Raw genomic sequence first — 20,776 nt, 5'->3', positions numbered from 1 at the left:
ATGAGCAGTTTATAAAGGAAGATCATCATGGCTAAAGCCAAGTTTGAACGTAATAAACCACACGTAAACGTGGGTACAATTGGTCACGTTGACCATGGTAAAACAACTTTAACTGCTGCGATTGCAACTATTTGTGCAAAAACTTACGGCGGTGAAGCGAAAGATTACTCACAAATCGACTCAGCTCCTGAAGAAAAAGCACGTGGTATTACCATTAATACATCACACGTAGAATACGATTCTCCAATCCGTCACTACGCTCACGTAGACTGCCCGGGCCACGCCGATTATGTTAAAAACATGATTACTGGTGCTGCTCAGATGGACGGCGCGATCCTTGTATGTGCTGCGACTGATGGTCCTATGCCACAAACTCGTGAACACATCCTACTTTCACGTCAGGTTGGTGTACCGTACATCATCGTATTCTTAAACAAGTGTGACCTTGTTGATGATGAAGAATTACTTGAATTAGTAGAAATGGAAGTTCGTGAACTTCTTTCTACTTATGACTTCCCAGGTGATGACACTCCAATCATCCGTGGTTCAGCGCTTCAAGCATTAAACGGTAACGATGGTCCTTATGGCGAACAAGCTGTAATCGACTTAGTTGCTGCACTTGACTCTTACATTCCAGAGCCAGAGCGTGCAATCGACAAAGCATTCCTAATGCCAATCGAAGATGTATTCTCGATTTCTGGTCGTGGTACAGTTGTAACTGGCCGTGTAGAATCTGGTATCGTTAAAGTTGGCGAATCAGTTGAAATCGTTGGTATTCGTGACACTGTTGTGACGACTGTAACTGGCGTTGAAATGTTCCGTAAATTGCTTGACGAAGGTCGTGCTGGCGAGAACTGTGGTGTTCTTCTTCGTGGTACTAAGCGTGAAGACGTACAACGTGGTCAAGTACTTGCTAAGCCAGGTACAATCAAGCCGCACACTAAATTCGACGCAGAAGTATATGTGCTTTCTAAAGAAGAAGGTGGTCGTCATACTCCATTCTTAAATGGTTACCGTCCACAGTTCTACTTCCGTACAACTGACGTAACTGGCGCAATCCAATTACAAGACGGCGTTGAAATGGTTATGCCAGGTGACAACGTTGAAATGTCAGTAGAACTAATTCACCCAATCGCAATGGACCCAGGTCTACGTTTTGCGATTCGTGAAGGTGGTCGTACTGTAGGTGCTGGTGTTGTTGCGAAAGTAACTCTCTAATCATCTAGAGTAATAAAAAAACACCCCTCTGGGGTGTTTTTTTATGCCTATTGTTGGCTCTTTATTTTCTTGCGTCGGAAAAATTAATACTTAATTAATTTTTCCTCTTGCGTCGAAATAAAGCGATGCTTGATTTCTCTTTCATAGTGAAATAATTCCATAAATGATATTTTCCCTTGCGTCTGAAAAATTAATACTTAATTAATTTTTCCTCCTCATGTCCCAAACTGATACTTAGCTGTCCTAAACTGCACTTAATTGATACCAATAAAACAGTAAGATAAAACTCAAGAAAATGAACAAAATTACTCAGTGAGAGATTTCACTTAAAAGGAGTAGGCGGCATGAATGCTAAAGTAAATATTTCAAATCGTGCAGGTGCAAGTTTTCCTGTACGTCGCATGAACTTTGACTTTGACCAAGTCCCTGAATATTGGATGAGTGGTTCAGCAGGTTTAACTCATTTTATGACAGCTCTATCTGCCTTATTTCCAGATGGTGAAAAGCTGTTCATTGATTCTGTTCGCGCAGTACGTCATCATCCTGCGATTAAAGACAATGAAGCATTACAAAAAGAAATCAGTGCTTTTATTGGTCAAGAAGCCATGCATACGCAAGAGCATGTCGGTTTTAATCAGTCCGCACAGAAATATGGTCATGATGTTACAACTTTGGAAAAACGTACAGCGAAACTGATTCAATTCACACGTAAGAATTTTGCGAGAGTGGTTAAGCCATTTGGCATGACACAAGAAATGGTTGATTTAACTGCAACGACAGCATTGGAACACTTTACTGCGACGATTGCTTCTGAGCTATTGCGTAATCCGCACATTCAAGAACTGATGACAGATGACACTATGTCATATATGTGGTTTTGGCATGCAGTCGAAGAAAATGAACACAAAGCAGTTGCCTATGATGTTTATGAGGAAATTTTTGGTCGTGGCATCAAAGCCTATGCATTGCGTAACACTGCATTAGTGGTGGCAATGGTCTTTATTTTCTTAGCACAATCATCATTTGTCTTACGCTTGCTTAAACAAGATGGCAAACTGAATCTAAAAGAATTGGGTATGATTTATAAATATGGCTATAGTCCATCAAAAGGGATTATTGCAGGAATGGTTGGTGAGATGCTGGCATATCTGAAACCAGGCTTCCATCCGAACGACTTGGATACTGTACAGTTGCTCAAAGATTGGAAAGAAAAACTAGGTTTGTGATTTCTAGATTCAGCTATTAACTGTATGTTAAGAAAGGACAATTTTATTGTCCTTTCTTTTTTTTTCATGAAAACTAGATTTTCTATTCTTATTCGACAAATTTCCCTTGCGTCGAAAAAATTAATACTTAATTAATTTTTCCTCTTGCGTCGAAATAAAGCGATGCTTTATTTCTCCTCATGTCCTAAGATGATGCTTTAATGACCTTATCTGCACTTATTTAATGCATATAAAAGCGCGTATAACTAATAAATAGAGCGTAATTAAAAAGAATATTTGCATTATAGGAGAACAAGGTATGAATGCTAAAGTTAATATTTCAAACCGTGCTGGTGCCAGTTTCCCTGTACGCCGGATGGATTTTGAATTTGGTGAAGTACCACGTTACTGGGCACATGGCGATGCAGCATTAACTCACTTTATGACTGCACTATCAGCACTCTTCCCAGAAGGTGAGCAATTCTTTGTCAATAGTACTCGTGCCGTGAGAAATGATCCTAAATTAGCTGATCCTATATTACAGAAAGAAATTAGTGCTTTTATCGGTCAAGAGGCGATGCATTCCAAAGAACATTTGGCTTTTAATGCAGCTGCACAAGCCTATGGTTACGATGTGCGAGAAATGGAAGCACAAACTGGACGTTTGATTAACCGTACAGTCGGCATAATTTCACAAGCGCTTAAACCTTTTGGGTTTAGCAAAGAAATGATTGGTTTGACAGGAACGTGTGCCTTAGAGCATTTTACTTCGACGATTGCAGAAGAATTGTTGAGCAACCCAGACATTCAGGCAATGTTCCAAGATGAAACGATGTATCACCTTTGGATGTGGCATGCAGTAGAGGAAAACGAACATAAGGCGGTTGCTTTTGATGTATATGAAACAATGTATGGTCGAGGTGCAAAAGCGTATTTTATGCGTTCATTGGCGCTTGTGATTGCAATGGGATTGATCTTCATCACGCAATCATACTTTACAGCGAAGCTACTCAAAACTGATGGTAAGCTTACTTGGCGTGATACTAAATATATGATCAAATTTATGTATGGCTACAAAGGCTTTATGTCACGTCAGATTCCGACATTACTCGATTTCCTAAGACCTCGCTTTCATCCGAATGATGATGATACAACTGAGCTATTAAATAAATGGCGTACTGAATTAGGTTTCAATCCAAGTTAACTTCAACGGACAGTGAAAACTGTCCATTTTTTTATTCAAATTTTGGCTAAAATTGCTGATAATCGCATTATCATATTTATAGAGTAGTAGATTTTGATCCGATTGATGCAAGAAAGTGACGTGGATCATGTTGCTGCGATTGAGCGCTTAGTTCAGACACATCCATGGTCTAAACAGCAGTTCCAAGAATCTTTAGTATCTCACCAATGTACTGTTTATGAACAAGCCAATCAGGTGGTAGGCTTTTGTATCTTACAGCCTGTGTTGGACGAAGCAAATTTATTACTGATGGCGATTCATCCAAGTCAGCAAGGGAAGGGATTGGGCTATGCATTACTTGATTATTCAATCGAGCAATTAAAAAATAATCCGATTCAGATTTTTTTAGAAGTGCGAGAAAGTAATCGCGCAGCGATTCGTTTATATGAAAAAGCGCAATTCCATCAAATCGATTTACGCAAAAACTATTATCCAAATGGTGATGGTTCAAGAGAGCATGCTGTGATCATGGTCAGAACATGCACTGATGATTTTGCAGCGCTATTTAAATAAACGCTATTTAATAATTAAATTATTCCATTCGGATGGAAGTGTACTCATTAATGAATCTCCAAGTTGCTGTATTTCATTATTGGAGAGTGGACGATTGAGCCTACGCCATTGTCCATCAAGCAATAATTCGAGTGGCGTATATTGCGATTTGTAATTCATTTTTTGTGAGTGGGGAACCCAGTAACCCAGATAGAGGTATTCAAGGTTTAGACTACGGACATATTCGATTTGTTTGAGAATTGCAAAGACGCCCAAAGAACGACGTTGTTCATCTGGATCAAAGAAAGTATAAACGGCAGATAGCCCATCATCCATGAGATCACAGGTTGAAACCCCAATTAGTTTTTGATCTTTCCATAGCTCCAGAAAGAAACTTTCGGTACAGCTATGCACAAGGAATTTTTCAAACTGGTCAAGGTTTGCTGGATACATATCGCCATCTGCATGGCGTTCATTGATATAGCGTTCGTATAAATCGTAATGTTGTTGCGTCGCTTGAGAAGTGGGCAAAATATTCATTTTTAAATCTTGGTTACGTTTCCATGCCTTTTTCTGGCTACTATTCATTTGAAATTCTTGAATAGGTACGCGACAAGATAAACATTGGCGACACAAATGGCACTCAGGGCGATAAACAAAATCACCACTACGTCGAAAACCGACGCGAGAAAGTTCCGACAATGTCACCACATCTATACGGTGAATCGGGTCTAAAAACACCATTCGAGCTGATTTGCTATCTAGGTAGCTACAATCATGTGGTGGCGTGATGTAATACTGTAAGTCATTTAAAAGGGACTTGGGTTGGTATGATTTCATGAATCTGTCCCTCCAAGGTGTTCGTCCGTTAACCGTCTAATTTTGCATTAAGTGCTATTGTTTTACTTGAAAATACACGTTCTTGATAGCTTTTCCAATTGATAGGGGGGGCAATAATTACATCTTGTAACGATTTTAGATATATTTGGCGAGAAAGTGTACGTGCGCCTAAGCTGATGAGGTGTTCATTGACCAATTGGCAATCCACCCAAGCTAATTGATTTTCTTGTCCGATCAGCATCAGGGTATAAAATGCCATTTTTGATACATCGGTTTCAGTGCTGAACATCGACTCACCAAAACAGCCTTTACCAATGCTGACGCCATACAAGCCACCTACAAGTTGCTGGTGATGCCAGACCTCAACACTATAAGCATAGCCCGCTTTGAATAAAGCGCAATAGCCTTGAATAATATCTTCGCTAATCCATGTTTCATTGGTATAGCTACGTGGCATTGAACAAGAGCGCATGACCTCTTCAAAAGCATGGTTAATGGTAATCCGATAATCATGCTTTTTCATATTACGGATTAAGGATTTGCTTGGCTTGTATGATCGCGGTTCGATAATGCAGCGAGGTTCGGGACTCCACCAGCATATCGGTTCATCTTCATTGAACCAAGGAAATAAGCCGTGGGTATACGCTTCGAATAAAGTGGAAGGGGATAGATCCGCGCCAATACAGATAAATCCATGGCCGTCAGGATCTGCTTCTATTGGATTTGGAAAATTGTATTGAGATAAGGGGAGTTGTTGCATATCAGGAAAAGTTAATAGGAATGATTCTAAACTAACTGAACTGAAACAGAATGGCAATCGTTGAACGATCACCATTCCATTGACAGGCTAATTAAATAAACGAAGTTGTTTCGCGATTTCAATTTTTTTACTATCAATAAAGATTTGCGCTTTGCCCTTTATGATCTCAAGGCTCTGAGTTTTATCAGCCACGGTATTGCCATCTGTATCTAAAACTAGCCATCCAAGTTGACTGATAACATTTTGGACATAAATCGCAAAATCACTTGCTGTTTCTAATCCATCAATAAAATGTGCACGATAGAATAGCTGATGGAAGTGTTCTGTTGGAATGCCGATACCAGTAAGTGGGCTGACTAAGACATTATAGTTTTGATGAAAACTGGCTTGTTTCAGGATGTGATGGTTTAAATCATGGCAGTGTTTAACCGTTTTCTCTTGTGGTTTAAGATTTTGACAAGGTTGTGCCAAACCGAGATGACATAAAATTACTAATGCATTTAAAATCTTTGCGTAGTTTAGTTCTGGAAAACTTTGTTCAAACTCCGCGATTGTTAATGGTTGATAATTATCCTCAGCAAATCGATTAGCAATAGGTTGATAAATTTCTTCAATTAAATTGAATGTACCTAATAGACCATTGATACTTGTTGGTAATTGTTCTTTAGCCGTAAGTAACACAAAAGCGGTCTTGCGTAATTTTTCTTGGACTTGTAGTGGAGTTAAATTGTTCTTTCCACGAATGAATAAGTCTCTCCTAAACTGTGTATTTGCAAAATAGTCTCGGCATTGCTCTTTGAAGATTGGATGTTCAATTGCATCTAAAAACTTTTGATGTTCTTCAGAAAAGTTAATATTATCAAGATGAGAACCTAAATCAGTAGAACCAGCATAAGACAGTTTGATTTCATCAAGAATGCGGACAATCTGTTGAAATGAAAAACATTGCCAATCTTGGTTTAGATATTCATGAATCAAATAGTTGGGGTTTTGTTGTTTTAAGTCTGCAACTTTTTGTGTGGCGTTTGGATTACGCTGAGCAAAAACAGGGTTTTGTTTGAGTAACTCATCACTAAAATTTAGTGCTTCATTCACCTTTTGAATTGGGTTGGTACTTTTACTATTAAATTTGAAATGACTATGAAATAGCTCACGGATTGGCATGTTTGCAGCCCAACCAGTGACGCAGTTATAGCTGATATATACAATACCATTCGGTTTTAGAAATTTTCGAATGAATTTTAAAATAATATGTTGATTTTCATAGCTAATCCAGCTCCATATACCGTGCAAACTGATCGAGTTAAACATTGGTAAATCATCGCGATTTAGTAGCTCCTCAAAGCTATCATCATAAAAAAAATGCTCAATATGGCTTTGTTCTGCTAATTGATTAGCATGTGCAGCGTGGGCAGGATTAAAGTCGGTACCGTAAAATTTAGCTTCATTACTTGTGGCGTGAATGTTGATACTAACGCCTTGTCCAAAACCAAGTTCACAATGGGTTTGGTTATCTTGAAAGTCAGGACTTTCGATGCCATTGAGCAGTAAGCAGAATTTTTGAAAATTCGGGCTCAAGTCACGATAATAACCATAGGTATAATTTACTTCTGTTTGATAGCCGTTAGTCCATGTTGTTGTCATTCATGCATCCATTATTAAATTTTGTTTAAAAAGTATTCATGTTTTTGATTGTATGAATGATTTATAAAAAAAACCACCAAAAATTTGGTGGTCTTTTCATAAATTGTAAATTAGTTCGAATTGTCTAAATACTTCTCAGCATCTAAAGCAGCCATACAGCCTGATCCAGCCGAAGTAATCGCTTGACGATAAATACTATCCGCGACATCACCAGCAGCAAAAACACCTTCAATAGAAGCTGCTGTTGCATTGCCAGAAGTACCACTTTGCACTTGGATGTAGCCATCGCGTAGGTTAAGTTGACCGTCAAACATACTGGTATTCGGTTTATGACCAATCGCAACAAATAGACCTTGGACTTGAACGTCTTGAGTGCTTGAGTCTTGCGTTGATTTGATACGAACAGAAGTTACACCTGTTTTATCACCGAGAACTTCATCGACTTGATGATTCCAAATGATACTGATTTTGCCTTCTTTTTCTTTAGCAAAAAGATGATCTTGTAAAATCTTTTCTGAACGTAAGCTGTCACGACGATGGACTAAAGTGACATGTGCAGCAATATTTGAAAGATAAAGCGCTTCTTCTACCGCAGTATTACCACCGCCTACAACCATGACATTTTGGTTCTTATAGAAGAAACCATCACAGGTTGCACAAGCACTAACACCTTGTCCCATAAATGCAGCTTCAGATTCAAGACCTAAGTACTGTGCAGTCGCACCTGTTGCAATGATAAGCGCATCACATGTGTATTCAGCCATATCGCCCTTTAATACGAATGGGCGAGTTTTGAGGTCAACTTCATTAATATGATCGTAGACGAGTTCTGTACCGAAACGTTCTGCATGAGCTTGCATACGATCCATAAGGACTGGACCAGTCAATCCTTCAGGGTCACCCGGCCAGTTATCGACTTCAGTGGTCGTGGTCAATTGACCGCCTAGTTGTATACCGGCGATGAGTGTCGGTTTGAGGTTGGCACGTGCAGCATAAACTGCTGCGCTGTAACCTGCAGGACCAGAACCCAGAATAATTAATCGTGAGTGACGAGCGCTCATTAAAGAACATCCTTCTTATATTGAAAATGCTAAAATTATACGTGAATCCACACAAGATTGGGGGCAAAACCATGTGGATAATATTGATAAGTTCAATCGAAATAGGCTATATCATGTTTGAGGAATTGATTATTTCAAAATTACGTGTCGAAAATGTGAATCGCCCTTCGATGTTAACAACAACAGTAAACAATCGTGCATCTTTTTTTTTAGAACGCGTGCATAATATAAAACTTATTGATTAAGGTAAGTTAGACCTTAAAAGATACCAACAAATAACGAATTGGGTTACAGGATTGTATATGGCTGCGGTGTCAAGTGTTTATGCACAACGCTTTTTAATGACATTATTTTTAATTTCTTTTGGCATTTATTTATTTCTTGCCACAGTGACCTACACACCTTTTGATCCGGGTTGGATGCATATCTCTAGTGATACCCAGCATGTTTCAAATGCAAGTGGGGTCGCTGGCGCTTGGATCGCAGATTTATTATTTGGTTTCTTGGGCTGGGCGAGCTTACTTATTCCTTTATTTTTATTTATAGAGGCAGTACAGGTTTGGTGGCCAAGAAGCTTTCTAAATTTACCTTTTCGCTATGCAGCACAATTCTTTTTGATCTTATCGGTCTCTAGTTTATTGTATTTACACTGGAATACGCCTGCGGATACGCTGGATAATGCAGCAGGTGGCATCATTGGTTATGAGTTAGGGCAAAGCTTGTCTCACCTTTTGACCATTTATGGTGCGACATTGTTTTTACTGGCATTTAGTATTTTATTGATTACTTTAGCTTTCGGTATTCAATGGAATAAAACATGGTTGATGTTGAAAAAGACACCTGCCTATTTACAGGATTTATTCTATAGAAATGTGCCGCAGAATGAGTCTGCTTATGACCGTACTGAGCAATTGGCGGAATCAGAAATACCTGCAATAAAAAATAAAGTACCAGTACAGACTGAATCGGATGTACAGCAAGCAACGTTAACTAGCGCAACGGTAGATGATGTTCAAGCCAAAGCAACAAAAATGGATGATTCACATCATCAGATTTTGGCTGAAAAGTTGTTTGCTGATGTCGTTGCGCGAGAGCAACAAGGTAATCAACCACAACAAACGCCGCAAACCGAAGACTTTGAGCAAACCTTACAACGCGCACATCAGTTTGAAACTGAAAGCCAACGCCTCGTTCAAACAGGTGAGGTATGGCGCGCGCTACAAAGTGATGATGCGAATCATAAACAAGAAATTGATGCGCTCTTAAGAGCTGCTGATGATGAAAACTCTTCTACAGCGCCACAGCCATCGCAGTCAGAACCAGAGATTCAGAAAAGCAATCATCGCCATTTAGACTGGAATGATGATCAAATTTTTGATGAGTTATTGGCTGCAGTTCCGAATACCAAGACAGCGACGGATTTACACACACCATTTACGCCAGAGCTGCAACAAAATGCACATCATACGGTGGACATGGATATTGATTTTGATTCGCCCCTAAGTGAATCAACGCCAACAAAAAATCTTTATTCCCAAACATCGCCTGCCAAAAATACACATCTAGATGCACAGGATGATTTCGATCATTTTAATGATCTTTTAGTTGAAAGTGAGCAAGACAAAATAACCACGCCAACAAGCAGTAACCCTCATGTACAACTTGCTGCTGTAAGTACCACCGCTGAGATGCAAAAAGAAAAGTTATCCAAAGAAGCATTTATTGAAGCATGGCAAGAAACGGCTGGAAAAGCTGAAACAGATTTAGATTTAGAAGATGATTTTGATTTGGATGCGCCATTAACGGATACATTTGGGCGTCCAATGTCACGTGCGATGCAGGTTGCGCAGAAACGTCGTGACTTGCCGACTTTACCGGGCTTAGAGTTGCTGGATAAGGTTGATCCTAACAAAAAGGTGAATTTTACTGCGGAACAATTGGCACGACTTTCTGAATTATTAGAAATTAAGCTACAGGAATTCAATGTAAAAGCACAGGTGGTTGAAGCTCAACCAGGACCTGTGGTCACGCGTTTTGAATTGGATCTTGCACCAGGCGTTAAAGCATCTAAAGTGACTAATATTTCGCGGGACTTAGCGCGCTCAATGTCGATGGCATCTGTGCGGGTTGTAGAAGTCATTCCGGGCAAACCTTATATTGGTATTGAAGTTCCGAACAGCACGCGTGAAATGGTGCGTCTGATTGAGTTATTGACCATTCCTGCTTTTACCGATCCAAATAGCATTCTTTCTATGGCGATGGGTAAAGACATTTCAGGTAATCCTGTTATTGCAGATTTGGGTAAAGCACCACACATGTTGGTCGCGGGAACGACAGGTTCAGGTAAATCAGTTGCGGTCAACTCGATGATTTTGTCGATGTTGCTGAAATATACGCCTGATCAATTGCGTTTTATTTTAATTGATCCAAAACAGCTAGAATTAGCCAATTATAATGATATTCCTCACTTATTAACGCCTGTTGTAACCGATATGAAAGATGCAGTAAGTGCATTAAATTGGTGTGTAAATGAAATGGAACGTCGTTATAAACTGATGTCATTTCTTAAAATTCGTAAACTCAGTGACTACAATCGTAAAGTCGAAGAAGCGATTGCAAATGGTGAGGATTTAATCGATCCAACGTGGAAACCAAGTGACTCAGCAACACAAGAACGTGCAGCACGTTTGACGCCGTTACCTTCGATCGTCATTGTTGCGGATGAGTTTGCTGACATGATTATGCAGGTCGGTAAAAAAGCGGAAGAAATGATTACGCGTTTAGCACAAAAATCTCGTGCGGCAGGTATCCATTTGCTGCTTGCAACGCAACGTCCATCTGTAGATGTGATTACGGGTTTGATTAAAGCCAATATCCCAACCCGTGTGGCATTACGTGTAAACAGTAAGATTGACTCGCGTACGATCTTGGATGCGGGCGGGGCAGAGGACTTGCTTGGTCATGGTGATATGTTGTTCTTAGGGCCGGGTAAAATTGAGCCTGAGCGTGTTCATGGTGCATTTATTAGTGATGACGAAGTCAATCGCATTTGTGATGCATGGCGTGAGCGTGGTGAACCGAACTATGTTGATGAAATCTTGACGCCTTTTGATGAGGAACCGTCTTCACGTGGTTTTGAAGATGGTGATGGTGATCCAAATCGTGATGCGCTTTATGATCAGTGTGTTGCTTTTGTTTTGGAAACACGCAAAGCCTCAACTTCTTCATTACAGCGCAAATTTAGTTTAGGTTATAACCGAGCTGCCCGTATTATTGACCAAATGGAAGAAAATGGTATCGTCAGTGCGATGGGGGCAAATGGCAAACGAGATATTCTCGTTTAACGAGAAAAATCTAATAATAAAGCCTTTATTTAGAGGCTTTCTTTTTATATTTGCTTAATTTTATATAGTAATAATCACATTTTTTATTTAAGCTTACGCTTTGGAGTCCCATTGCTAGGGTGAGCTATGTTAGTTGCATTGAGTACGCTAATCTTCATTCATTTTTGTGCATTAATTACACCCGGACCAGATTTCTTTTTGGTCTCGCAAACGGCAATCAGTCGTTCGCGTAAAGAGGCCGTATTGGTCGTTTTGGGTATTTGCATTGGTGCAATGCTTTGGTCACTATTGGCGTTGATGGGGCTCAATATCATTTTTGAGAAAATGGCTTGGCTTAAACAAGGGCTGTTGATCGCGGGCGGCTTATATTTGTGTTGGCTTGGCTTCCAGATGCTTCGCTCTGCTTTCTCTAAAGGGGATCAGACGGTAAATCCGATTGTCTTACCTCAATCACCTTATTTATTTTTTATGAAAGGATTGCTAACAAATTTGTCTAATCCAAAAGCAATCATCTATTTTGGTAGTGTATTTTCTCTGTTTTTAACCAATCCTTTATTTGATCAGCATCATTCATTGTTGTTTATTATTGTTTCAGTAGAAACTGCGTTATGGTTTACTTTGGTCGCATTTGTATTTTCTCTACCTGCATTTCGCACAGCGTATCAAAACTTTGCAAAATGGATTGATGGTGTTTCAGGTGGGATTTTTACTTTGTTGGGTGTGTATTTAATCGGAAGTCGATAAATATTTAAAAAAAGCCTGCATCATGCAGGCTTTTTTATTAAGCAAACTTTGCTAAGACTTCTAAGAAACCATCTTTTTGGCGTGGAAATTGTGCAATTACGTCATGGATGCGTAATCCTTCAGGATTGGTTGCATTCAAGTCACGGCCATCAGCCAAAAACTGAGTAATCAATCGCTCATAGTCATTTGGACGCATGTGTTTAAATGCATGATAGAGGACATGAAAGTCAGCATTGACACCTGTTGGTGGAAGTTGGTTGAGGTAGGCAAAAACACGCTCATCTGACCATTCTTCATTGAAAGTTGCTGGCTGTGATAATGCCATGACAGTCTCCTCAGTCTTAAAATAATAAAGGCAAAATACGAGGCTGGATTTGCAAAGCAACGCTTTGCTCAGCAGCAAGGTATTTTGCCTTTATTTACAAAAAATCGCTAATGAAAAAACTACTATCGATCTTCAGGTAAATTGATATTCATTTCTAACATTTCGATATTTGCCTCTGAACGAACTTGCATTTGAATATGCTGTTCATCCACACCTCGAACGTAACGACTGACGACCTGCATGATTTCTTTTTTCATTTGGTCAATTTTGTCTTGGCTTAAACGACGACCTAAGCCTTGTTCAGATGCAACAATCACCTTTAGACGATCTTTGGCAGTTTGTGCACTTGATGACTTTTCATCACTGCTAAATAGTTTACTCCAGAATCCTGCCATCATTACGCTCCAAATAGTCTAGCTAACCAACCTCTTGGCTGTACCACAATGTGTCGATAAGGACGTTCTTCACCAAGAAAACGAGCCACTAAATCATCATAGGCTTGACCAGCTTTTTCTTCTGTATAAAGAATAACAGGCTTACCTTCGTTCGATGCTTGAAGTACGCTCGGACACTCAGGAATAACACCCAAAGTCGGAACACGTAAAATATCTTTAGAAATGTCATCAATCGTCAGCATTTCTTGTCTATCTGCACGTTCTGGATTGAAACGTGTGATACACAAGTGCTTACGGATACGGCCTTCGTTTTGCTCAACTTTTTTAGTTTTGCTATCCAACATACCGATGATACGGTCTGAGTCACGAACAGAAGAAATTTCTGGGTTTGTGACAATGATTGCTTCATCAGCATGATACATCGCTAAAATTGCACCACGCTCGATCCCTGCTGGTGAGTCACAAATGATGTAATCAAACTCTTGTGACAATTCATCAATCACACGTGCAACACCTTCATCACTTAAGGCATCTTTATCACGGGTTTGTGAAGCAGGTAATATGTATAGGTTTTCAATTTCTTTATCACGGATGAGTGCTTGTTGTAAGCGAGCCTCATTATTGATGACATTAACAAAGTCATAGACGACGCGGCGTTCGCAGCCCATGATTAAGTCAAGATTACGTAAACCTACATCGAAATCGATCACAACAGTTTTATGACCACGTTGGGCTAATCCTGTTGCAAAAGATGCGCTGGTCGTAGTTTTACCTACACCACCTTTGCCTGACGTTACGACAACAATTTTGGCCACCGAATCCACTCCTATTTATGGTCATACGCCCCTAAAAGGGCTTTTTTGGTGTTTATAAATTAAAACTGCAAAGTTTCAAATTCAAGCTCTTGCTTGGTGTTTAAATAAATATGTACAGGTTTCTTGATCAGATCTTTAGGAATATCATCTGCAACACAATATGTCCCTGCAATAGAGACCAGTTCTGCTTCGAGAGAATTGCAAAAAATGCGCGCTGAAGTATGTCCACCTGCACCTGCAATGACTCTACCACGTGCATTACCATAAATGTGAATATTTCCAGATGCAATCACTTCTGAGCCGCTGTTCATACCTGCATTTAAGATAATATCGCCTTGATCTTGTACCAAACATTGCCCAGTACGCAAAATCTCATCATGATAAGAGGTGATATGCGTATGCGCTGTGTTTTTTTGTGGTGTTTGTATTGCAGCACTATTCGCTTGCTCTTTAGCTGGGTGAGCCACCACTTGTTCTTTCGATGCTTTAATCCGCTGTAAGGGTTGATCCGCAGGTAAAACAGGGAATTGAATCGCTCGTGCTTCATCACCTAAGAGACCATCAATCACTGCCATTGGTTGTAGGCCTAGATCGATTAACACTTGAATTAAGGCGATGAGTTCTTGTTCAACGGTACTGTCTATAATTACCAAAGTTCCTAAATAAGAACCTTCATTGAGTGTGCTCGTCAATTGCTGTCGGATTGCATTATGGTCATTTGTGTCGAAAGTTAATCGACTAAAATTCACCATTCTGCCCGTAATCCGTATATCAGCCATAATGTATCCTTCAGGGCTTTTAAGCACTCTAGTGTGTTATAAATAAAAGCAAATGCTAGAACAAATTACAGCAATTCTCTAGCTCGAATAGTAAATTTTCTTGTAATCATTCTGCTTTTTTGTTCAATTGAGCATTTTCATCCAGCATTTCTTGCCATTGCTTGACTCGAACTTGTTTGCTTATCGCCTCAATGCTTTCAAATACGACAGATTTAACCAGCTCTTCCAAGTATTGATTATTAATATTTAGCTCACTGACTTTTTCTGCAATCAGTTGAAAATTCTCATTGGGCTGCTGAGGCGAGCCTGCTGTAAAAGGCTCGATTAAACCTGCACTAATATTTTCTCCTAAGCGTTGTCCAATGCTTTGAATCTGTTGTTCAATCCGCCCACCGACGATCGGAATAAGGCGTAATAGCTGAGTCAGCTCAGGCGTATCTTCGATGGCTTGATTGACAATCGCACCTACTTTTTGGGTAATCGCAGGTTGTTGCTGTTGTAAAGCGGTGGCTAATGATTCTTGTAGCAAAGAAGAAAGTGTCGTCACAAATAATTGGCGGTGATGATCAACCAAATTATGAATGGTTTGTTGATGACTACTATTGGTTTTTAACTCATGTTTTAAACCGTCAAGAACAGTCAGTACCACGCGATCGGATAACTCTTCCATCACCACACGATAATAAAATAAAAGTGTGCGCTGTATCTTTTCTGGGATCACCTGATAGCCCATTTCATATAAGCGGTAGGCAATAATCCCAGCCCGAAATAAACGTAGAAAACGCAAATAAGGAATAATGGCTAGAATTTCATAGAAATGCACAAATGGAAACCACCACCAACGAGCATGGTGTTTATTGATGATCGCAAAAATCCAACGTACAACCAGTTCTGCAATCAAAAAGATAATAAACCAAGCTTCAGTGGTGATAACCCAAGGGTTGAGATGGGTTCGATAGAAATCAAGAACGCTGAGTAGATGAATCTGTTGAAATAACCATTCCCCAAGAGAACTCATCAGGAAAAGGTTCATACCTAAGCAGAATAAGTTAAATACAATAATAAACACCATAAAGATGTCATAGAGCAAAAACAGTCGGAAAGGCCAACTGTTTTGATCGACACTGTGGTATTTAGATTTTGGCTTCTTATTCTGCTGAGTCATAAATTTACTTAATGTCCGATGTGGTTGTATATTTTTCTTTCATTTGCTGAATAAGCTGATCTTTTTCAGTCCAGATTTGATCGACCCATTTTTGGAAGCGTTCACGAAACTCTAGATCATCCTCGTAGTTGCCCCCAAGCACCCAATCAGGAATCTCAATTTTACGTAAATCGACCGCTATGCGGGAAACATCACCCAACCAAAAATCGCTATATTCAGGCGGACCATCTGGATAAACAATGGTCATATCAACAAAGGCATCAACTTTATCACCCAGAATATTTAACGCCAATGCTAAACCACCTGCTTTAGGCTTAAGCAAGTTTTTATATGGTGACTGCTGTTTGGCATGTTTTTCTGGGGTAAAACGTGTGCCTTCTAAATAGTTGAGTAAAGTAAAAGGTTGACTCAGCAATTGTTCACAGGCTTTGCGTGCTTCGAGCATATCGCGTGATTTCAGCTCAGGATTTTTAGCAATCTGCTCTTTCGTATGACGTTTCATCATTGGGAAGCCCAAAATCTTAAAGGCTTGGCCAACAAAAGGAATAAAAATCAGCTCCCACTTGGTAAAAAAGCGGGTAAGCGGCATACGGGTTAAACCAAAATATTGATTAACCGTGGTGTCGACCCAGCTTTGATGATTACAAATCATCAAATATCGACCTTGTAAGCTTAGATCGAGTTTTTCATCGATGCTGATATCCCATTGTAGGTTGGGCAGTACATGCTCAATGAGTTGGTTATTTATCCCAATCCAGCTATTTGCGAGTTGGATATTCGTTTCATCGACTTTCGCAGATTTTTTGAATAATTTTGTCAAACCTAAAGCCAGCACAGGAGGGCCATGCAAGAAGGTGCTTCCTGTAATGACAGAACCAACGGTCAATCCTTTACTAATTTTTTGCAATAAAGATGCTTTTTTATTTGAGGTAGACATAAATCAAACCTTGAGTGCAAATGTTTAAAAAATAGATGATCCAACTATAAACAACAGAAATTGAAATACAACCGTATATTTGAGGATCTTGACAATTTTTATATATTTAGATGGGTTAGAGCGCATTTCTACAAAATATTAAAGCTTCTACTGAGGTGTGAAATACCAATTTGTAGTAAACTTAACAATGAAAATGGTGATATTATTTTTGAAAAGAACAGTCAACGTATAACGATGAAGGAAATGTGTTGCTTTATTCAAGTAAAGTGCATCAAAGTATTACAAAAATATAAATAAACTGTTTATTATTAACAAAATATCAATGGTATGGCATCGTTTTCTCATCCATTATTCACCAAGACAACAAAATACATAGACAGGAGCTACGCAATGCGTGCATTAATGATTTCAACACTCGTAGGGGCTGGATTGGTACTTTCTGGTTGCCAAACTACTGGTAATAATATTGGCGGCGTAGAATATGATAAGTCTGCTCTAGGCGCATTGATTGGTGCTGCTGCGGGATATGGCGTTTCTAAAGGTAATGCAAATACAAGTAAGCAAAATAACCGTGCTGCGGCGATTGGTGCAGTTTTAGGTGGTGCTGGTGGTTTATATCTTGACAACAAAGAGAAAAAACTTCGTCAACAAATGCAGGGTACTGGTGTAGATGTTGGCCGTAATCCAGATGGTTCTGTTCAATTGATTATGCCTGGTAGCATTACTTTTGATACCAATAAATCAAATATCAAGCCAAACTTCTATACGACTTTAAACAAAGTTGCGCAAGTATTGGCTGAAGATAACCAAAGTGCGATCTTAGTAACTGGTTATACTGACAACACAGGTAATGATTCAATCAATATTCCATTATCTCAAGCACGTGCTCAATCAGTTAAAAACTATTTAGCTGGTAAAGGTATTTCAGGTGGTCGTATTGATGCACAAGGTTATGGTTCATCAAATCCAATCGCAGACAACAGTACTGCTGCTGGCCGTGAACAAAACCGTCGTGTAGAAATCAGCATTTATGCAAAACAGTAATTTTTACTGATTTTTAAAGAACCACCTTCGGGTGGTTTTTTTATTGCTTAAATTTCTTGCGACAAGCTGTGGCGTGTTATTTGCAGAAGACATCATAATTTATACATATCCCAAGATTTATTATTGGGATTCTAAAACAGAGATGTCTATAATCATGCTCGGAAACGTGAGAGGTATTACAACGATGTCATCTGCCAGTCAATTGAATGACAAGCAACTTGAAGCCATGAAATATGTTCAAGGGCCTTTGTTGGTGCTTGCAGGTGCAGGTTCAGGTAAAACTTCAGTAATTACGAGAAAAGTTGCTTTTTTGGTGCAGCAGTGTGGTATTCCTGCTCATCGCATCACTGCAATGACTTTTACCAATAAAGCAGCACGTGAAATGAAAGAGCGTGTCAGTAAGCTCCTTTCTCGTGAAGAGGCAAAAGGGCTTTCTGTTTCGACCTTCCATACCTTCGGCTTAAATTTATTACGTTTAGAATTAAAAAACTTGCCGCTGAAAGCCAATTTCTCAATCTTAGATGCAGATGACTGTAAACGAATTTTGATGGATTTGATGCAGCGTGACAATTTATCAGGTGCTGAAAGCAAAGATTTGATTGCGAAAGCAATGCGAAAAATTTCAGATTGGAAAAACGATCTGGTTTTGCCTGAACATGCACATTCAACCTGTGAAACGGTCGATGATGTTCAGCTTGCGCATCTCTATCAACTTTATGAACGTAACTTACGTGCTTATAATGCGGTTGATTTTGATGATTTGATTGTGATGCCAACGCGTTTACTTCAGGAAAATGCGGAAGTGCGTGATAAATGGCAAAACAGAGTCCGTTATTTGTTGGTGGATGAATATCAAGATACCAACACCGCCCAATATACCTTAGTTAAGCTCTTAGTCGGGGTGATGGGACAGTTCACTGCGGTAGGAGATGATGACCAATCCATCTATGCATGGCGCGGAGCAAAGCCTGAAAACATGGCTTTACTCAAAGAGGATTTTCATAATCTAAAAGTGATTAAGCTTGAGCAAAACTATCGCTCGACTAGCCGTATCTTAAAAGCTGCCAATGCCGTGATTGAAAATAATCCGCACATTTTTGACAAGAAGTTGTGGAGTGATAAAGGCCATGGTGAAACCATTCGTATCATCACTTGTTTGAATGATGATGATGAAGCAGAGCGTGTGGTTAAAGATTTAATCACACATAAGCTCATGAATGGTAAAAGTTGGAAAGATTATGCAGTGCTCTATCGTGGTAATTTCCAAGCGCGTGTTTTAGAAACCCAACTGCGTCAACTACAGATTCCTTATAAATTATCAGGTGGGCAATCATTCTTTGCGCGTGCCGAAATTAAAGATGTGATGAGCTATTTACGCTTAATCATCAATCCTGAAGATGACAGTGCTTTCTTACGAATTATTAATACCCCAAAACGTGCCATTGGTCCGGTCACTTTAGAAAAGCTCGGTCTATTTGCACAAGAAAATACTCTGTCATTGCTAACAGCATCATCAGACCAACGTCTGTCGATGGTGTTGCCAAAGAAAGCGACGACACAATTACATGAGTTCGCGGATTTTATTGCTACATTCACTCGTGAACTTTTAGATGATGATGAACCTGTACCTAAAGTCCGTCAGATGATCAATGAAGCTGGCTATATTGATTATGTGCGTGAACAAGCGGCGACACCAGCACAAGAAAAAACCAAGATAGACAATATTGAGACGCTATATACCAGTATCCAAAACTTGATCAATCGTGCCGACGATGTTGATGAGAAAAATATCGAAAGCGTAATTCGTAAACTGGTCTTATTGGATATGCTCGAACAGCAACAAGAGGAAGAAGACACTGACAAGGTGAACCTATTGACGCTGCATGCAGCCAAAGGTCTAGAGTTTCCTTATGTCTATATGATTGGTTTGGAAGAAGAGTTACTGCCACATAAAAACTCGATTGCAGCGGAAACCATCGAAGAGGAACGCCGTTTGATGTATGTGGGGATTACCCGTGCACGTCAAGGTTTAACGTTGACACTGGCAGAGCAGCGTAAAAACGGTGGGCAAATGCGTCAGATGACACCAAGTCGCTTCTTGGATGAGCTACCGCAAGATGAGCTGGAATGGCATGGTCGTAAGAAGAAACTTGCGCCAAATGTTGATCCGAAAGAGCAGGCGCAGCATTATCTCGCAAATTTAAAAGCTTTATTGAAACGTTAAGAAAGTGTAAGTAGGAAGTCGAAATGAAAGTCCAAGTTAAAGTATTAGATGCACGTTTAGGTCAAGAGTGGGCATTGCCTTCTTATGCGACGACAGGTTCAGCAGGTTTAGATTTACGTGCTTGCTTGGATGAAGCGATTGAGATTGCTGCAGGTGAAACGGTTTTAGTCAAAACTGGCTTGGCGATTTACATTGAAGATCCAAATTTTGCGGGTTTGATTTTACCACGTTCTGGTCTAGGTCATAAGCACGGTATCGTGTTGGGTAACTTGGTTGGTTTGATTGATTCAGACTATCAAGGTGAGTTGATGGTGTCTGTTTGGAATCGTGGACAAAACACCTTCCGTTTAGAACCTGGTGAGCGTTTAGCACAATATGTGCTCGTACCTGTTGTACAAGCACAATTTGAACAAGTGAATGAATTTGTTGCGACTGAGCGTGGTGCAGGTGGTTTTGGGCATACAGGCCAACAATAACGTTTCAATTAATCTTTTGGAGTGCAATGTTCTCGCGTGGAACGTTGCATTTTTCGTATTGATTG

At 39.7% G+C, this 20,776-nt stretch carries 19 protein-coding genes; 9 read left to right on the top strand and 10 right to left on the bottom strand.

Annotated elements, in window-relative coordinates; genetic code table 11:
• Positions 1-27 precede the first annotated feature (27 nt).
• The 4 genes from tuf to rimI all read left to right on the top strand — a co-directional run bounded on the left by tuf (position 28) and on the right by rimI (position 4,179).
• Complete coding sequence (gene tuf / locus F903_RS14355) at positions 28-1,218, top strand: elongation factor Tu (RefSeq protein WP_005198081.1); 1,191 nt, start codon at positions 28-30, stop codon at positions 1,216-1,218.
• Positions 1,219-1,562: 344 nt separating this feature from the next.
• On the top strand, positions 1,563-2,444 hold the full coding sequence (locus F903_RS14350; RefSeq protein ID WP_005198080.1) for a metal-dependent hydrolase: 882 nt from the start codon (positions 1,563-1,565) through the stop codon (positions 2,442-2,444).
• Positions 2,445-2,742: 298 nt separating this feature from the next.
• Positions 2,743-3,627: a metal-dependent hydrolase gene (locus F903_RS14345; RefSeq protein ID WP_005198079.1), complete on the top strand. Its 885-nt coding sequence runs from the start codon at positions 2,743-2,745 to the stop codon at positions 3,625-3,627.
• 93 nt (positions 3,628-3,720) lie between these two features.
• On the top strand, positions 3,721-4,179 hold the full coding sequence (gene rimI / locus F903_RS14340; RefSeq protein WP_212749525.1) for a ribosomal protein S18-alanine N-acetyltransferase: 459 nt from the start codon (positions 3,721-3,723) through the stop codon (positions 4,177-4,179).
• 3 nt (positions 4,180-4,182) lie between these two features.
• Here rimI and F903_RS14335 read toward each other — a convergent pair whose 3' ends face one another.
• From F903_RS14335 to trxB, 4 genes are all read right to left on the bottom strand, one after another.
• The gene (locus F903_RS14335) at positions 4,183-4,998 is read right to left on the bottom strand and encodes an arginyltransferase (RefSeq protein WP_005198076.1); all 816 of its coding nucleotides are present in this window, start codon (positions 4,996-4,998) and stop codon (positions 4,183-4,185) included.
• A 28-nt stretch (positions 4,999-5,026) separates the two neighbouring features.
• Positions 5,027-5,758, bottom strand: a complete 732-nt coding sequence (aat, locus tag F903_RS14330) for a leucyl/phenylalanyl-tRNA--protein transferase (RefSeq protein WP_034595088.1) — start codon at positions 5,756-5,758, stop codon at positions 5,027-5,029.
• Positions 5,759-5,845: 87 nt separating this feature from the next.
• Positions 5,846-7,402 carry a methyltransferase regulatory domain-containing protein gene (locus tag F903_RS14325; protein ID WP_005198072.1) on the bottom strand — a complete coding sequence of 519 codons (1,557 nt, stop codon included), beginning with the start codon at positions 7,400-7,402 and terminating at the stop codon, positions 5,846-5,848.
• 110 nt (positions 7,403-7,512) lie between these two features.
• Entirely contained in the window at positions 7,513-8,463 is a 951-nt protein-coding gene (gene trxB, locus F903_RS14320) for a thioredoxin-disulfide reductase (protein ID WP_005198070.1), read from the bottom strand.
• A 302-nt stretch (positions 8,464-8,765) separates the two neighbouring features.
• On the opposite strand from trxB, the gene F903_RS14315 reads away from it, so the two are divergent.
• Both F903_RS14315 and rhtC read left to right on the top strand, forming a co-directional pair.
• Positions 8,766-11,807 (top strand): DNA translocase FtsK, encoded by a 3,042-nt coding sequence (locus F903_RS14315; RefSeq protein WP_005198068.1) that lies wholly within the window; start codon positions 8,766-8,768, stop codon positions 11,805-11,807.
• Between the two features lie 126 nt (positions 11,808-11,933).
• On the top strand, positions 11,934-12,551 hold the full coding sequence (rhtC, locus tag F903_RS14310; RefSeq protein ID WP_005198066.1) for a threonine export protein RhtC: 618 nt from the start codon (positions 11,934-11,936) through the stop codon (positions 12,549-12,551).
• A gap of 37 nt (positions 12,552-12,588) precedes the next feature.
• Here rhtC and F903_RS14305 read toward each other — a convergent pair whose 3' ends face one another.
• The 6 genes from F903_RS14305 to F903_RS14280 form a co-directional block, all read right to left on the bottom strand.
• The gene (locus F903_RS14305) at positions 12,589-12,876 is read right to left on the bottom strand and encodes a PA4642 family protein (RefSeq protein WP_004670118.1); all 288 of its coding nucleotides are present in this window, start codon (positions 12,874-12,876) and stop codon (positions 12,589-12,591) included.
• Positions 12,877-12,998: 122 nt separating this feature from the next.
• Complete coding sequence (gene minE, locus F903_RS14300; protein WP_004670120.1) at positions 12,999-13,271, bottom strand: cell division topological specificity factor MinE; 273 nt, start codon at positions 13,269-13,271, stop codon at positions 12,999-13,001.
• A 2-nt stretch (positions 13,272-13,273) separates the two neighbouring features.
• Positions 13,274-14,086, bottom strand: coding sequence for a septum site-determining protein MinD (gene minD / locus F903_RS14295; RefSeq protein ID WP_004670121.1), 813 nt, complete (start codon positions 14,084-14,086; stop codon positions 13,274-13,276).
• A 59-nt stretch (positions 14,087-14,145) separates the two neighbouring features.
• A complete protein-coding gene (minC, locus tag F903_RS14290; RefSeq protein WP_005198062.1) occupies positions 14,146-14,865 on the bottom strand; it encodes a septum site-determining protein MinC in 720 nt (239 codons plus the stop codon).
• A gap of 106 nt (positions 14,866-14,971) precedes the next feature.
• The gene (locus F903_RS14285) at positions 14,972-16,030 is read right to left on the bottom strand and encodes a hypothetical protein (protein ID WP_005198060.1); all 1,059 of its coding nucleotides are present in this window, start codon (positions 16,028-16,030) and stop codon (positions 14,972-14,974) included.
• Positions 16,031-16,034: 4 nt separating this feature from the next.
• Positions 16,035-16,967 (bottom strand): acyltransferase, encoded by a 933-nt coding sequence (locus F903_RS14280; RefSeq protein WP_004670128.1) that lies wholly within the window; start codon positions 16,965-16,967, stop codon positions 16,035-16,037.
• Positions 16,968-17,357: 390 nt separating this feature from the next.
• On the opposite strand from F903_RS14280, the gene F903_RS14275 reads away from it, so the two are divergent.
• From F903_RS14275 to dut, 3 genes are all read left to right on the top strand, one after another.
• Positions 17,358-18,011 carry a YiaD family glycine zipper/OmpA-like lipoprotein gene (locus F903_RS14275; protein ID WP_005198053.1) on the top strand — a complete coding sequence of 218 codons (654 nt, stop codon included), beginning with the start codon at positions 17,358-17,360 and terminating at the stop codon, positions 18,009-18,011.
• A 184-nt stretch (positions 18,012-18,195) separates the two neighbouring features.
• Complete coding sequence (locus F903_RS14270) at positions 18,196-20,235, top strand: UvrD-helicase domain-containing protein (RefSeq protein ID WP_004670132.1); 2,040 nt, start codon at positions 18,196-18,198, stop codon at positions 20,233-20,235.
• Positions 20,236-20,258: 23 nt separating this feature from the next.
• On the top strand, positions 20,259-20,711 hold the full coding sequence (dut, locus tag F903_RS14265; protein ID WP_004670134.1) for a dUTP diphosphatase: 453 nt from the start codon (positions 20,259-20,261) through the stop codon (positions 20,709-20,711).
• The last annotated feature ends 65 nt before the right edge of the window (positions 20,712-20,776 follow it).

It is taken from the genome of Acinetobacter sp. NIPH 298 (assembly GCF_000369505.1).
In the GTDB taxonomy this organism is placed as follows: Bacteria; Pseudomonadota; Gammaproteobacteria; order Pseudomonadales; family Moraxellaceae; genus Acinetobacter.
Note: the sequence above shows the minus strand (reverse complement) of the source record. Positions and strands in the feature narration are given on the sequence as shown.

Bases quoted from the DNA above. Each gene is read 5' to 3' on its own strand.
- F903_RS14305 (WP_004670118.1), bottom strand. From the start codon at position 12,876: ATGGCATTATCACAGCCAGCAACTTTCAATGAAGAATGGTCAGATGAG.
- dut (WP_004670134.1), top strand. From the start codon at position 20,259: ATGAAAGTCCAAGTTAAAGTATTAGATGCACGTTTAGGTCAAGAGTGG.
- F903_RS14270 (WP_004670132.1), top strand. From the start codon at position 18,196: ATGTCATCTGCCAGTCAATTGAATGACAAGCAACTTGAAGCCATGAAA.
- aat (WP_034595088.1), bottom strand. From the start codon at position 5,758: ATGCAACAACTCCCCTTATCTCAATACAATTTTCCAAATCCAATAGAA.
- rhtC (WP_005198066.1), top strand. From the start codon at position 11,934: ATGTTAGTTGCATTGAGTACGCTAATCTTCATTCATTTTTGTGCATTA.
- tuf (WP_005198081.1), top strand. From the start codon at position 28: ATGGCTAAAGCCAAGTTTGAACGTAATAAACCACACGTAAACGTGGGT.
- F903_RS14280 (WP_004670128.1), bottom strand. From the start codon at position 16,967: ATGTCTACCTCAAATAAAAAAGCATCTTTATTGCAAAAAATTAGTAAA.
- F903_RS14325 (WP_005198072.1), bottom strand. From the start codon at position 7,402: ATGACAACAACATGGACTAACGGCTATCAAACAGAAGTAAATTATACC.
- F903_RS14285 (WP_005198060.1), bottom strand. From the start codon at position 16,030: ATGACTCAGCAGAATAAGAAGCCAAAATCTAAATACCACAGTGTCGAT.
- F903_RS14275 (WP_005198053.1), top strand. From the start codon at position 17,358: ATGCGTGCATTAATGATTTCAACACTCGTAGGGGCTGGATTGGTACTT.
- F903_RS14345 (WP_005198079.1), top strand. From the start codon at position 2,743: ATGAATGCTAAAGTTAATATTTCAAACCGTGCTGGTGCCAGTTTCCCT.
- F903_RS14350 (WP_005198080.1), top strand. From the start codon at position 1,563: ATGAATGCTAAAGTAAATATTTCAAATCGTGCAGGTGCAAGTTTTCCT.
- F903_RS14335 (WP_005198076.1), bottom strand. From the start codon at position 4,998: ATGAAATCATACCAACCCAAGTCCCTTTTAAATGACTTACAGTATTAC.
- trxB (WP_005198070.1), bottom strand. From the start codon at position 8,463: ATGAGCGCTCGTCACTCACGATTAATTATTCTGGGTTCTGGTCCTGCA.
- F903_RS14315 (WP_005198068.1), top strand. From the start codon at position 8,766: ATGGCTGCGGTGTCAAGTGTTTATGCACAACGCTTTTTAATGACATTA.
- minC (WP_005198062.1), bottom strand. From the start codon at position 14,865: ATGGCTGATATACGGATTACGGGCAGAATGGTGAATTTTAGTCGATTA.
- minE (WP_004670120.1), bottom strand. From the start codon at position 13,271: ATGGCAGGATTCTGGAGTAAACTATTTAGCAGTGATGAAAAGTCATCA.